Origin of the sequence: Enterobacter sp. A8, from assembly GCF_004296595.1 — a bacterium.
In the GTDB taxonomy this organism is placed as follows: domain Bacteria; phylum Pseudomonadota; class Gammaproteobacteria; order Enterobacterales; family Enterobacteriaceae; genus Enterobacter; species Enterobacter cloacae.
This window is the reverse complement of sequence record NZ_SCMF01000006.1, coordinates 1-12,174: the sequence shown is the minus strand read 5'-3', so window position 1 is coordinate 12,174 and position 12,174 is coordinate 1. Positions and strand designations below refer to the sequence as shown.

The 12,174-nt window shown below is 51.1% G+C and carries 17 protein-coding genes; 11 read left to right on the top strand and 6 right to left on the bottom strand.

Annotation, left to right across the window (positions count from 1 at the left end; translation table 11 throughout):
* Positions 1–9: 9 nt before the first annotated feature.
* The 5 genes from rpoA (at position 10) to EQV24_RS19570 (ending at position 2,603) form a co-directional block, all read left to right on the top strand.
* Positions 10–999, top strand: a complete 990-nt coding sequence (gene rpoA, locus EQV24_RS19590; protein WP_002919219.1) for a DNA-directed RNA polymerase subunit alpha — start codon at positions 10–12, stop codon at positions 997–999.
* Positions 1,000–1,039: 40 nt separating this feature from the next.
* Positions 1,040–1,426, top strand: a complete 387-nt coding sequence (rplQ, locus tag EQV24_RS19585) for a 50S ribosomal protein L17 (RefSeq protein ID WP_001216372.1) — start codon at positions 1,040–1,042, stop codon at positions 1,424–1,426.
* Positions 1,427–1,533: 107 nt separating this feature from the next.
* Positions 1,534–1,902, top strand: coding sequence for a DUF1992 domain-containing protein (locus EQV24_RS19580; RefSeq protein WP_013099020.1), 369 nt, complete (start codon positions 1,534–1,536; stop codon positions 1,900–1,902).
* A gap of 2 nt (positions 1,903–1,904) precedes the next feature.
* Positions 1,905–2,330, top strand: coding sequence for a Zn(2+)-responsive transcriptional regulator (gene zntR / locus EQV24_RS19575; RefSeq protein ID WP_013099019.1), 426 nt, complete (start codon positions 1,905–1,907; stop codon positions 2,328–2,330).
* Between the two features lie 57 nt (positions 2,331–2,387).
* Positions 2,388–2,603, top strand: a complete 216-nt coding sequence (locus tag EQV24_RS19570) for an alternative ribosome-rescue factor A (protein WP_013099018.1) — start codon at positions 2,388–2,390, stop codon at positions 2,601–2,603.
* Here the strand turns inward: EQV24_RS19570 and mscL are convergent.
* From mscL to def, 5 genes are all read right to left on the bottom strand, one after another.
* The gene (gene mscL / locus EQV24_RS19565) at positions 2,600–3,010 is read right to left on the bottom strand and encodes a large-conductance mechanosensitive channel protein MscL (RefSeq protein WP_013099017.1); all 411 of its coding nucleotides are present in this window, start codon (positions 3,008–3,010) and stop codon (positions 2,600–2,602) included. The genes EQV24_RS19570 and mscL overlap by 4 nt on opposite strands.
* 145 nt (positions 3,011–3,155) lie before the next feature.
* Complete coding sequence (trkA, locus tag EQV24_RS19560; RefSeq protein ID WP_130626951.1) at positions 3,156–4,532, bottom strand: Trk system potassium transporter TrkA; 1,377 nt, start codon at positions 4,530–4,532, stop codon at positions 3,156–3,158.
* A 22-nt stretch (positions 4,533–4,554) separates the two neighbouring features.
* Positions 4,555–5,841 carry a 16S rRNA (cytosine(967)-C(5))-methyltransferase RsmB gene (rsmB, locus tag EQV24_RS19555; protein ID WP_045295637.1) on the bottom strand — a complete coding sequence of 429 codons (1,287 nt, stop codon included), beginning with the start codon at positions 5,839–5,841 and terminating at the stop codon, positions 4,555–4,557.
* A gap of 52 nt (positions 5,842–5,893) precedes the next feature.
* Complete coding sequence (fmt, locus tag EQV24_RS19550) at positions 5,894–6,841, bottom strand: methionyl-tRNA formyltransferase (protein WP_013099014.1); 948 nt, start codon at positions 6,839–6,841, stop codon at positions 5,894–5,896.
* A 25-nt stretch (positions 6,842–6,866) separates the two neighbouring features.
* A complete protein-coding gene (def, locus tag EQV24_RS19545) occupies positions 6,867–7,376 on the bottom strand; it encodes a peptide deformylase (RefSeq protein WP_013099013.1) in 510 nt (169 codons plus the stop codon).
* Positions 7,377–7,503: 127 nt separating this feature from the next.
* Between def and dprA the strand changes: the two genes are divergently transcribed.
* From dprA to EQV24_RS19515, 6 genes are read left to right on the top strand one after another with little or no spacing between them, the layout of a single operon-like run.
* Positions 7,504–8,628 carry a DNA-protecting protein DprA gene (gene dprA, locus EQV24_RS19540; RefSeq protein ID WP_130626950.1) on the top strand — a complete coding sequence of 375 codons (1,125 nt, stop codon included), beginning with the start codon at positions 7,504–7,506 and terminating at the stop codon, positions 8,626–8,628.
* On the top strand, positions 8,600–9,073 hold the full coding sequence (gene smg / locus EQV24_RS19535; protein WP_013099011.1) for a DUF494 family protein Smg: 474 nt from the start codon (positions 8,600–8,602) through the stop codon (positions 9,071–9,073). The genes dprA and smg overlap by 29 nt, the downstream gene beginning before the upstream one ends.
* Before the next feature lie 26 nt (positions 9,074–9,099).
* Complete coding sequence (locus EQV24_RS19530) at positions 9,100–9,654, top strand: type I DNA topoisomerase (protein ID WP_013099010.1); 555 nt, start codon at positions 9,100–9,102, stop codon at positions 9,652–9,654.
* On the top strand, positions 9,647–10,219 hold the full coding sequence (gene tsaC / locus EQV24_RS19525; protein ID WP_130627002.1) for an L-threonylcarbamoyladenylate synthase type 1 TsaC: 573 nt from the start codon (positions 9,647–9,649) through the stop codon (positions 10,217–10,219). The genes EQV24_RS19530 and tsaC overlap by 8 nt, the downstream gene beginning before the upstream one ends.
* Before the next feature lie 4 nt (positions 10,220–10,223).
* Positions 10,224–11,042, top strand: coding sequence for a shikimate dehydrogenase (gene aroE / locus EQV24_RS19520; protein WP_038420960.1), 819 nt, complete (start codon positions 10,224–10,226; stop codon positions 11,040–11,042).
* Positions 11,039–11,287, top strand: coding sequence for a DUF1488 domain-containing protein (locus tag EQV24_RS19515; RefSeq protein WP_038420723.1), 249 nt, complete (start codon positions 11,039–11,041; stop codon positions 11,285–11,287). The genes aroE and EQV24_RS19515 overlap by 4 nt, the downstream gene beginning before the upstream one ends.
* On the opposite strand, the gene EQV24_RS19510 is transcribed toward EQV24_RS19515, so the two are convergent.
* Complete coding sequence (locus EQV24_RS19510; RefSeq protein WP_130626949.1) at positions 11,263–11,817, bottom strand: gamma carbonic anhydrase family protein; 555 nt, start codon at positions 11,815–11,817, stop codon at positions 11,263–11,265. The two genes, EQV24_RS19515 and EQV24_RS19510, sit on opposite strands and share 25 nt — an antisense overlap.
* Positions 11,818–12,174: the final 357 nt, after the last annotated feature.

The following is a 12,174-nucleotide window of genomic DNA, read 5'->3' as shown; positions in this document are numbered from 1 at the left end:
GAGGACACAATGCAGGGTTCTGTGACAGAGTTTCTAAAACCGCGCCTGGTAGATATCGAGCAAGTGAGTTCGACGCACGCCAAGGTGACCCTTGAGCCTTTAGAGCGTGGCTTTGGCCATACTCTGGGTAACGCACTGCGCCGTATTCTGCTCTCATCGATGCCGGGTTGCGCGGTGACCGAGGTTGAGATTGATGGTGTACTTCATGAGTACAGCACCAAAGAAGGCGTTCAGGAAGATATCCTTGAAATCCTGCTCAACCTGAAAGGGCTGGCGGTGAGAGTTCAGGGTAAAGATGAAGTTATTCTTACTCTGAATAAATCTGGCATTGGCCCTGTGACTGCAGCCGACATCACCCACGACGGTGATGTTGAAATCGTCAAGCCGCAGCACGTGATCTGCCACCTGACCGATGAGAACGCAGCTATTAGCATGCGTATCAAAGTTCAGCGCGGTCGTGGTTATGTGCCGGCTTCTGCCCGAATTCATTCGGAAGAAGATGAGCGCCCAATCGGCCGTCTGCTGGTCGACGCATGCTACAGCCCTGTAGAGCGTATTGCCTACAATGTTGAAGCAGCGCGTGTAGAACAGCGTACCGACCTGGACAAGCTGGTCATCGAAATGGAAACCAATGGCACAATCGATCCTGAAGAGGCGATTCGTCGTGCGGCAACCATCCTGGCAGAACAACTGGAAGCTTTCGTTGACTTACGTGATGTACGTCAGCCGGAAGTGAAAGAAGAGAAACCAGAATTCGATCCGATCCTGCTGCGCCCTGTTGACGATCTCGAATTGACTGTCCGCTCTGCTAACTGCCTCAAGGCAGAAGCTATCCACTATATCGGTGATCTGGTACAGCGTACCGAGGTTGAGTTGCTGAAAACGCCGAACCTGGGTAAAAAATCTCTTACTGAGATTAAAGACGTGCTGGCTTCACGTGGTCTGTCTCTGGGCATGCGCCTGGAAAACTGGCCACCAGCAAGCATTGCTGACGAGTAACCGGATCACAGGTTAAGGTTTTACTGAGAAGGATAAGGTCATGCGCCATCGTAAGAGTGGTCGTCAACTGAACCGCAACAGCAGCCATCGCCAGGCTATGTTCCGCAACATGGCAGGTTCACTGGTTCGTCATGAAATCATCAAGACGACCCTGCCTAAAGCGAAAGAGCTGCGTCGTGTAGTTGAGCCGCTGATTACTCTTGCCAAGACTGACAGCGTTGCTAATCGTCGTCTGGCATTCGCCCGTACTCGTGATAACGAGATCGTGGCAAAACTGTTTAACGAGCTGGGCCCGCGTTTCGCGAGCCGTGCCGGTGGTTACACTCGCATTCTGAAGTGTGGCTTCCGCGCAGGCGACAACGCTCCGATGGCTTACATCGAGCTGGTTGATCGTTCTGAGTCGAAAGCAGAAGCTGCTGCAGAGTAATCTGCAGTAACGTAAAAAAACCCGCTCCGGCGGGTTTTTTTATATCCGCACTATCCCCACTTCTCTACAATATCTGTATTAATTTTGTTCATCCCCTGGAGTTTATGATGTGGTTGCTCGACCAGTGGGCAGAACGCCATATTCGCGATGCCCAAACTAAAGGCGAATTCGATAACCTGTCCGGTAGCGGTGAACCGCTAATACTGGAAGATGATTCGCATATACCCCCTGAACTACGGGCTGGATATCGCTTACTGAAAAATGCGGGGTGTCTGCCTCCCGAGCTTGAACAGCGCAAAGAGGCGATTGAGCTTACTGACCTGCTAAAAGGGATACGGAAAGACGATCCCCGTCATGGAGAACTAAGCCGGCGGTTGGCTCTGGTTGAACTCAAGCTACGACAAGCAGGAATTGCGACTGATTTTCTGCATGGCGAGTATAGTGAAAGACTGATGCAGAAAATAAACGAGGAATAGCCATGTATCGTATCGGTGAACTTGCAAAGCTTGCTAACGTGACGCCGGATACCATCCGTTACTATGAAAAACAGCAGATGATTGATCACGAGGTGCGAACCGAAGGTGGGTTCCGGCTCTATACCGACAACGATCTGCAACGGCTGCGGTTTATTCGTTATGCACGCCAACTGGGATTCACGCTGGATTCGATCCGTGAGTTATTGTCGATCCGTATCGATCCGGCACATCACACCTGCCAGGAATCGAAAAGCATTGTCCAGGCCAGGCTGGATGAAGTTGAAGCGCGTATTCAGGAACTGCAAACCATGCAGCGCTCTCTGCAAAGGTTGAATGATGCATGCTGTGGTACGGCTCACAGCAGTGTCTATTGTTCTATTCTGGAGGCCCTTGAACAAGGGGCAAGTGGAGAAACCCGGGGTTGTTGATTTTTTATCAGTCCGGGTCTAGACTCCCCTCGACATTAATCATGCTCAGGAGAAATTATGAGTCACTATCAACATACGAAGGGACAAATTAAAGATAATGCCATTGAGGCTTTGCTTCACGACCCGCTTTTTCGACAGCGAGTTGAAAAGAACAAAAAAGGGAAGGGAAGTTATCTGCGTAAAAACAAACATGCAAAACGGGGTAACTGGGAGGCCAGTGGCAAGCAAGCGAATCGCTTATTTACCACTGGCCTTCCTGCTTTTAGCTGTTAAACGCGGTTATTCTGCTCTTTTAACAGATCGCGAATTTCAGTCAGTAATACTTCTTCTTTCGTAGGCGCGGGCGCCGCAGCAGGCTCTTCTTTTTTACGGTTGAGCTTGTTGATAAGCTTGATGGCCATAAAAATGGCAAACGCGACGATCACGAAATCAAATACGTTCTGAATAAACACGCCATAGTGCATCACCACTGCCGGGATATCCCCCTGTGCTTCCCGAAGCGTGAAGGCGAATTGTTTGAAATCAATGCCCCCAATTAATAGCCCTAAAGGTGGCATGATGATATCAGCCACTAAAGATGAAACGATCTTGCCGAACGCTGCACCAATAATGACACCCACTGCCAAATCCACCACATTTCCGCGCATCGCAAATTCGCGAAATTCTTTAACAAAACTCATTATGTTCTCCTTGTGCCAGCTGACGACTATAAGTTTAACAAATGATTAGCTAATTGCCATTGGGGATAAATAAACGTTATGAAAATAAAAGGCACAGGAATCAGAAGGATAATATTCAGGTGCTCTATCGCGAGCACCTGAATCATTACAGGAAGAATGGGCTTGGCTGGAATAAACGTTCGACGTCGGTAATAAATTTTTTATCGGTCAGGAACATAATAACGTGATCGCCTTGTTCAATACGCAAATTATCATTGGCAATCATGACATCATTCCCGCGTACTACAGCGCCGATAATTGTGCCGGGTGGTAGCTTAATTTCATCGATGGCGCGTCCCACCACGCGCGATGTGGTTTCATCACCGTGAGCGACAGCTTCAATGGCTTCAGCGACGCCGCGACGCAGTGAGGACACACCAACAATATCTGCTTTACGAACGTGGCTCAACAGCGCGGAAATCGTTGCCTGCTGCGGCGAAATCGCAATATCAATTACGCTCCCCTGCACCAGGTCAACATAGGCACGACGCTGAATAAGTACCATGACCTTTTTTGCTCCCATGCGCTTGGCGAGCATGGCGGACATAATATTTGCTTCATCGTCGTTGGTGACGGCAATAAACAGATCAACTTGATCGATATGCTCTTCTGCCAGTAATTCCTGATCTGATGCATCGCCATAAAACACGATCGTGTTTTGTAGTTTTTCAGCAAGTTCAGAGGCGCGCTGTTGATCGCGCTCGATCAACTTCACGCTATAGTCTTTTTCCAGACGGCGGGCGAGACCTGCGCCGATATTACCCCCGCCGACCAGCATGATGCGTTTATAGGGCTTTTCGAGGCGCTGAAGTTCACTCATAACGGCACGAATATGTTGTGAGGCAGCAATGAAGAAAACTTCATCTCCTGCTTCGACAATGGTCGAGCCCTGAGGACGAATCGGTCTGTCGTGACGGAAAATGGCTGCGACGCGGGTATCTATATGCGGCATATGTTCGCGCATCGTAGACAGCGCGTTTCCGATCAACGGACCGCCATAATAGGCCTTAACGACGGCCAGACTCACTTTCCCTTCTGCAAAGTTCACGACCTGCAGTGCACCGGGATATTCGATCAGGCGATAAATATTATCGATAACCAGCTGTTCTGGTGCGATAAGGTGGTCGATTGGTACCGCTTCTGAGTTAAAGAGTTTTTCCGCATCGCGGACATAATCCGGGGAGCGGATACGGGCAATTCGGTTAGGCGTGTTGAAAAGCGAATAGGCCACCTGACAAGCGACCATATTGGTCTCATCCGAGCTGGTCACGGCCACTAACATATCGGCATCGTCAGCACCGGCTTCACGGAGGACACGTGGATGCGAACCGTGCCCCTGCACAACGCGAAGGTCAAATTTATCCTGCAGAACGCGCAGTCGATCGCCGTTGGTATCGACGATCGTAATGTCGTTGTTTTCATCTACAAGGTTTTCCGCCAGCGTCCCGCCGACCTGTCCTGCGCCCAGAATGATAATTTTCATATCTCGTGACCTGTTCTCAACATCACTCTTTGATTAGCTTAGCGTAAAAGAAGCCATCACCCTCTTCAGCGCCGGGCAGGTTCTGCTGGCCCGGGTGCTCCGGTGTCCCCGTATCGCGCAGCGTAGCGCCAGGAGTGCGTTTAAGGAAGGCTGAAATTTGCTGGCTATTCTCCTCCGGAAGAATGGAACAGGTGGCATAGACCAGCGTTCCGCCAGGCTTCAGGTGTGGCCAGATAGCGTCAAGGATCTCGGATTGCAGCTGCGCAAGTTCCTTAATATCACGGTCGCGACGCAGCCACTTAATGTCCGGGTGACGACGAATAACGCCGGTTGCCGAGCAGGGAGCGTCCAGCAAAATGCGGTCGAATTGAGTCTCGCCGCACCATTCTGTGGGCTTACGTCCGTCGCCTTGCTTGACCTGCGCCTTCATACCTAAACGCTTAAGGTTGTCGTAGACACGCGAAAGTCGCTGCTCATCAACATCCACAGCCATTACGCTGGCCTGCGGTGCGACTTCCAGAATATGCGTTGTTTTTCCCCCAGGCGCGGCACACAGGTCGAGGATCTGTTCGCCATTTTTGGGTTCGAGCCATGTCATACAGCCCTGAGCAGAGGCATCCTGAACGGTTACCCAGCCTTCATCGAATCCGGGTAAGGCATGCACCGGCACAGGGGAGGCTAAACGCACGGCATCAGGATAAGTATCATGCGCGAATCCACTCATTCCGGCTTCTTCCAGCAAGGCCAGCCATGCATCGCGGGTATGATGATTACGGTTAACGCGTAACCACATCGGCGGACGTTGATTATTTGCGTCAGCAATATCCTGCCACCGCTGCGGATACGCTTTTTTGAGGCGATTCAGAAGCCAGTCAGGATGAAGGAAACGGGTTTCGCTTTTTGCAAATTCTGCCAGAAGTTCTTCCTGTTGACGCTGGAACTGACGCAGTACGCCGTTGATCAGCCCTTTGAGCTGGGGACGTTTAATCGCGACAGCACCTTCTACCGTCTCAGCCAACGCAGCATGAGGTGGGATGCGGGTATGAAGAAGCTGATAGAAGCCAACCATAATCAAATAATGCACGGTACGCTGCTTACCGGTCATTGGGCGCGACATCAGCTTATTAATCAGCCATTCAAGCTGAGAAAGGGTGCGCAGGACGCCAAAACAGAGCTCCTGAAGCAGAGCTTTGTCTTTGTCGGACACTTTTTGCTGCAGTGGAGGCAGGACATTACTCAGTGATTGACCCTGCTCGACAACCTGCTCAACGGCCTGTGCCGCCAGACTGCGTAGATTTTGTTTTTTCATAACCGTAAAAATAAAAATGCCCGGAAACACCGGGCCTTAAGAATAAATTTGCTCAGGCAAGGCGAGAGCCAGGGATAAACCATTCGCGACGGGAATTTAACAGATCCTGAGCACTCATTGCCTTTTTACCCGCTGGCTGCAGTGATTCCAGATTCAGGATCCCTTCCGAGGTTGCCACCTGGATACCATTTTTGCTGGCTTCGATAATTGTACCCGGCTCAGCAGACGTATTGCCTTCAATGACGGACGCTTTCCAGACTTTAACGGGTTGCTCATCGATCACCATCCAGCTCATTGGCCACGGATTAAAGGCGCGAATGCAACGCTCAAGCTGTGCGGCGGAGAGGGACCAGTCGACCCGCGCCTCTTCTTTGCTGAGTTTTTCGGCGTAGGTCACCAGGGTCTCATCCTGAACTTCAGGGGTAGCCGTATTATCAGCAAGCTGCTGCAAGGTTTTGATGAGTCCTTGTGGACCCAGATCCGCCAGTTTGTCATACAGCGTGGCACTGGTGTCGTCGGCGGTAATTGGACAGGCCAGTTTATACAGCATGTCGCCGGTGTCTAAACCTACATCCATCTTCATGATGGTGACGCCGGTTTCAGCATCACCCGCCCACAGCGAGCGCTGGATCGGTGCCGCGCCACGCCAGCGTGGAAGCAACGAACCATGTACGTTGACACACCCCAGACGAGGCATATCAAGCACGACTTTTGGCAGAATTAAGCCGTAAGCCACCACCACCATGACATCAGCATTGAGATCGGCAACAAGTTGCTGATTTTCCTGAGGTCGTAAGGATGCGGGCTGGTAAACGGGTAACCCATGTTCTTCTGCCAGCACTTTCACCGGGCTGGGCATGAGCTTTTTACCACGGCCTGCCGGGCGATCCGGTTGGGTAAACACGCCAACAACCTGGTGGCCAGAAGATAACAGCGCGTCAAGATGACGCGCTGCAAAATCAGGGGTACCCGCGAAGATAATACGTAGTGTTTTAGACACGATGATCCTTGTATCCGGGGGGATGTTATGCGCGGGAGCGCAAACGATCCAGTTTCTCTACTTTCTGACGAATACGCTGCTGCTTCAATGGTGAGAGGTAATCGATAAACAGTTTACCGACCAGGTGATCCATCTCATGCTGAATACAAATCGCCAGCAGATCGTCTGCTTCCAGTTCGAACGGGTTGCCTTCACGATCCAGGGCGCGAATTTTCACTTTTTCGGCACGTGGAACTAAAGCACGCTGTTCAGGAATGGACAGACAACCTTCCTCAATACCTGTTTCACCGCTCTTTTCCAACAGCTCAGGGTTGATCAGCACCAGACGGCCATCGCGATTCTCAGAAACGTCGATCACGATAATACGCTTGTGAATGTCCACCTGAGTTGCCGCAAGGCCAATGCCTTCTTCGGCGTACATGGTATCGAACATATCATCAACGATACGCTGAATTTCTGCATTCACTTCTTTGACCGGTTCAGCGACGATGCGAAGGCGCTCGTCCGGAATATGTAACACTTGCAAAACTGCCATAAATTTCCAGAGTCGTGTTCAGGAGTTGATAAGAATACTATCTCTATTCTAGACAAATCCCCCATCGATTGACAGCATCCGTGACCAATCGCAATGATTGCAGAGGCTGCTTATGGCAGGGAATAGGATGACGTCCACGGAGATATGGTTACGGCTAATCCACACAGGTTCTCTGTGTGGTGATCAGATGCTCGCAGCGGCAGCGCGACTACTTATGCAGACAAGGATTGATGATGCCGTTGTCAGAGATGCCGGGCTGTCAACAAAACAGGCTCAACAGTTCTTTGCGCTTGATGAAAATGAACTGCAACGAAATCTGGCGTGGCTTGAACAGCCGGAGAATCATCTGCTGACGGCGGATGATCCTCGTTATCCCCCTTTACTTCGCACGATCCCTGACTACCCCGGCGCATTGTTTATTAAAGGCAATCCTGAAGCCCTTAACACCGTTCAACTGGCGGTTGTGGGTAGCCGCGCACCATCCTGGTACGGTGAGCGATGGGGGAAAATCCTGTGCGAACAACTTTCACAAAGTGGTTTCACGATCACCAGTGGGCTGGCCTGCGGTATTGACGGCGTCGCTCACCACGCCGCGCTGTCTGTAAAAGGGCGAAGTGTCGCGGTGCTTGGAAACGGGCTGTTTAGCATTTATCCCCGTCGGCATCAGGCTCTGGCTGCACGGCTTATCGAATCAGAGGGGGCTATTGTGTCGGAGTTCCCGCTGTCAGCGCCGCCCTGGCCGGCAAATTTTCCACGTCGTAACCGAATCATCAGCGGTCTGAGTCTGGGCGTGCTGGTGGTGGAGGCCGCTTTAAGGAGCGGCTCACTCGTCACGGCACGGTATGCGCTAGAACAGGGGCGAGAAGTCTTTGCCTTACCTGGCCCGATAGGTAACCCGGGGTGTGAGGGGCCCCACTGGCTCATCAAGCAGGGGGCAACGCCTGTGACGAGCGTCGAGGACATCCTTGAAAATTTGCAATATGGCTTGCACTGGTTAACAGATGAACCCGAAAAGCGACATTTTTCATCAGATCAGGATAAGGTGGCATTGCCATTTCCCAGCCTCCTGGCTAACGTAGGAGATGAGGTAACACCTGTTGACGTTGTCGCTGAACGTGCCGGCCAACCTGTGCCAGTAACGGTAGCACAGCTACTCGAACTGGAGTTAGCAGGGTGGATCGCAGCTGTACCCGGCGGCTATGTCCGATTGAGGAGGGCAAGCCATGTTCGACGTACTGATGTATTTGTTTGAGACTTACATCCATAACGAAGCAGAAATGCGAGTGGATCAGGACAAATTGACACAGGATCTTACCGATGCGGGGTTTGAACGGGAAGATATTTATAATGCGTTGATGTGGCTGGAAAAACTGGCTGATTATCAGGAAGGCCTTGCCGAACCGATGCAGCTTGCTTCTGACCCATTGTCTGTGCGCATTTATACCGCTGAAGAGTGTGAAAGGCTGGACGCCAGCTGCCGGGGATTCATCTTATTCCTTGAGCAGATTCAGGTGCTAAACCTCGAAACAAGAGAAATGGTGATAGAGCGCGTTATGGCGCTGGATACGGCAGAGTTCGAACTGGATGACCTCAAGTGGGTGATCCTGATGGTTCTGTTTAATATTCCAGGCTGTGAAAATGCCTATCAGCAAATGGAAGAATTACTCTTTGAAGTGAATGAAGGTATGCTGCACTAATTCAATGTGCAGCACCAAGAGTTGTTATGGCCAAATCAGCACTGTTCACGGTGCATAAAAACGAGCCCTGCCCACAGTGCGGGGCTGAACTTGTCATTCGGTCCGGGAAACACGGTCCGTTTCTCGGTTGTTCACACTATCCGGAATGTGATTATGTTCGTCCCCTGAAAAGCCAGGCGGACGGACATATCGTTAAAATTCTGGAGGGACAGCTTTGCCCGAAGTGTGGAGGCGAACTGGCGTTACGGCAGGGCCGTTTTGGTATGTTCATTGGTTGCAGTCGCTATCCTGAATGTGAACATACGGAACAAATTGATAAGCCAGATGAAACGGCAATCGCCTGCCCCCAGTGCCAGCGCGGACAACTGGTACAGCGTCGTTCTCGTTTTGGTAAAACCTTCCATTCCTGCGATCGTTATCCTGAATGCCAGTTCGTTATCAATTTCAAACCGGTAGCGGGTACCTGCCCTCATTGCGATTATCCGTTACTTATAGAGAAGAAAACGGCGCAAGGTATGAAACGCTTTTGCGCCAGTAAACAATGTGGAAAGCCGGTTTCGGCGGATGAAATCAGTGAATAATAACCTGCCAACAGGATCCATTGCGCACGCAGTGGAGGTCCTGAAAAATGAAGAAGTCATCGCCTATCCAACAGAAGCTGTCTTTGGGGTCGGTTGCGATCCTGACAGCGAGACAGCTGTGAATCGCTTACTTACGCTAAAACAGAGACCTGTCGAAAAAGGATTGATTTTGATCGCTGCTAATTATGAGCAGCTTAAACCTTATATTGATGATTCCATGCTCACGCCAGCACAACGGGATACCATCTTTTCGGCGTGGCCAGGGCCGGTGACCTTTGTTTTCCCGGCGCAGCCAACTACGCCACACTGGTTAACAGGGCGTTTCGATTCCCTCGCTGTCCGTGTCACCGATCATCCGCTGGTGGTAGAGCTATGTCTGGCGTTTGGTAAACCGCTGGTCTCAACCAGTGCCAACCTTACCGGGCAGCCTCCTTGCCGTAGCACCGAAGAGGTGCTGGCGCAGTTCGGGAATGACTTCCCGGTAGCCGTCGGTGAAACCGGAGGTCGTCTTAATCCGTCGGAAATCCGCGACGCCTTGACCGGCGAACGTTTTCGCCAGGGGTAATATGATGGAAACCTATGCCGTTTTTGGTAATCCGATCGCACACAGCAAGTCGCCGTTAATCCATCAGCAGTTTGCTGAACAACTGCAGATCGATCATCCCTATGGCCGGGTGCTGGCACCTGTTGATGCCTTTGTTACCACCCTGAATGCTTTTTTTGACGCGGGTGGTAAAGGTGCCAATGTGACGGTGCCTTTTAAAGAAGAAGCCTTTGAACGTGCGGATGAATTAACTGAGCGCGCGTCTCTTGCGGGTGCCGTGAATACGCTTAAACGGCTGGAGGATGGTCGCCTTCTGGGTGACAACACTGACGGAATCGGCTTACTTAGCGATCTGGAAAGACTCTCATTTATCAAACCCGGGTTCCGGGTTCTGTTGATTGGTGCTGGTGGGGCATCGCGAGGCGTACTGTTACCGCTCCTTTCACTGGATTGTGCAGTGACCATTACCAATCGCACCTTTTCCCGGGCTGAAGCGTTGGCGGCGTTGTTTGCACATACTGGCAGCGTGAGTGCGGTGGCTCTTGATGATCTTATCCACCATGAATTTGATCTTATCATTAATGCCACCTCCAGCGGCATTGGTGGGGAAGTACCGGCGATCCCGTCCTCTTTGGTAAACAACCACCTCTATTGCTACGACATGTTTTATCAGAAAGGGAAAACTCCCTTCCTCAGCTGGTGTGAACAACACGGCGCGAAACAGCTGGCTGATGGCCTTGGCATGCTGGTGGGGCAGGCTGCGCATGCAGTTTTGCTCTGGCACGGTGTATTACCTGCTGTCGAACCTGTCATTGAAAAGCTGAAACAGGAACTTACGGCGTGAACCAGGCGATTCACTTTCCCGACAGAGAACAGTGGGATGAGAGTAAGCAAGCAGTCTGTTTCCCGGTGCTCGTGCATGGGATGCAACTGACATGTGCCATTAGCGGTGAAACGCTCAAGCGCCGCTTTGGTGGCTCAAATCCATTAGAGGTGTTCTGCGAAAATCGCTGGGATCTTGAAGAAGAAGCCAGCGATTTGATCCGCGATCAGCAGGAAGACGATCAGGGTTGGGTCTGGTTGTCCTGATCCAGATACTCATCTTTCCATTTCACGTAATTATTCGCTGAATATTTCAGACCTTCTCTTTCCGCTTCTGTTAAGGGGCGGATCTGCTTTACCGGGCTGCCTAAATAGAGATAACCGCTTTCGAGCCGTTTATGTTGAGGGACAAGACTCCCGGCACCAATCATCACATCATCCTCTACGATGACACCATCCAGCAGGATCGATCCCATGCCAACCAGCACCCGGTTTCCGATAGTGCAGCCGTGAAGCATGACTTTATGGCCGACGGTAACATCTTCTCCTATAACAAGTGGATTGCCGTCCGGGTTATATGAGGATTTGTGGGTGACATGCAGCACGCTGCCATCCTGAATATTAGTGCGTGCGCCAATTGCCACATAGTTAACGTCTCCCCTGATCGCAACGAGCGGCCAGATGCTGACATCTTTGGCCATTCGGACATCGCCAATGACCACACTGCTGGCATCGATCATCACGCGATCGCCTTTTTGTGGAAACAGATCTTTATACGGACGTAGTACTGCAGACATATCTACCTCGACAGATGAGCGCTATACAGAAGACTTTGATCATATTTTTGGATCGAGGCAAGGCAAAATACGTCAATATTTAAGCAGATCGGGCGGGATTTCAGCGAAAAGCGCGGAAAATCATCAGTCAGAAAAAAAGATCTAAAAAATACTTGTGCTAAAAAATGGGATCCCTATAATGCGCCTCCATCGACACGGCGGATGTGAATCACTTCACAAACAACCCGGTCGGTTGAAGAGAAAAAATCCTGAAAATCAGGGTTGACTCTGAAAGAGGAAAGCGTAATATACGCCACCTCGCGACAGAGCGCTGAAGCGCGTCGCAACTGCTCTTTAACAATTTATCAGACAATCTGT

Coding starts and splice junctions, on each gene's coding strand:
- EQV24_RS19530 (WP_013099010.1), top strand. CDS start 9,100: ATGGCCAAATCAGCACTGTTCACGGTGCATAAAAACGAGCCCTGCCCA.
- rsmB (WP_045295637.1), bottom strand. CDS start 5,841: ATGAAAAAACAAAATCTACGCAGTCTGGCGGCACAGGCCGTTGAGCAG.
- rplQ (WP_001216372.1), top strand. CDS start 1,040: ATGCGCCATCGTAAGAGTGGTCGTCAACTGAACCGCAACAGCAGCCAT.
- dprA (WP_130626950.1), top strand. CDS start 7,504: ATGACGTCCACGGAGATATGGTTACGGCTAATCCACACAGGTTCTCTG.
- def (WP_013099013.1), bottom strand. CDS start 7,376: ATGGCAGTTTTGCAAGTGTTACATATTCCGGACGAGCGCCTTCGCATC.
- mscL (WP_013099017.1), bottom strand. CDS start 3,010: ATGAGTTTTGTTAAAGAATTTCGCGAATTTGCGATGCGCGGAAATGTG.
- EQV24_RS19580 (WP_013099020.1), top strand. CDS start 1,534: ATGTGGTTGCTCGACCAGTGGGCAGAACGCCATATTCGCGATGCCCAA.
- zntR (WP_013099019.1), top strand. CDS start 1,905: ATGTATCGTATCGGTGAACTTGCAAAGCTTGCTAACGTGACGCCGGAT.
- rpoA (WP_002919219.1), top strand. CDS start 10: ATGCAGGGTTCTGTGACAGAGTTTCTAAAACCGCGCCTGGTAGATATC.
- smg (WP_013099011.1), top strand. CDS start 8,600: ATGTTCGACGTACTGATGTATTTGTTTGAGACTTACATCCATAACGAA.
- EQV24_RS19510 (WP_130626949.1), bottom strand. CDS start 11,817: ATGTCTGCAGTACTACGTCCGTATAAAGATCTGTTTCCACAAAAAGGC.
- aroE (WP_038420960.1), top strand. CDS start 10,224: ATGGAAACCTATGCCGTTTTTGGTAATCCGATCGCACACAGCAAGTCG.
- EQV24_RS19570 (WP_013099018.1), top strand. CDS start 2,388: ATGAGTCACTATCAACATACGAAGGGACAAATTAAAGATAATGCCATT.
- trkA (WP_130626951.1), bottom strand. CDS start 4,532: ATGAAAATTATCATTCTGGGCGCAGGACAGGTCGGCGGGACGCTGGCG.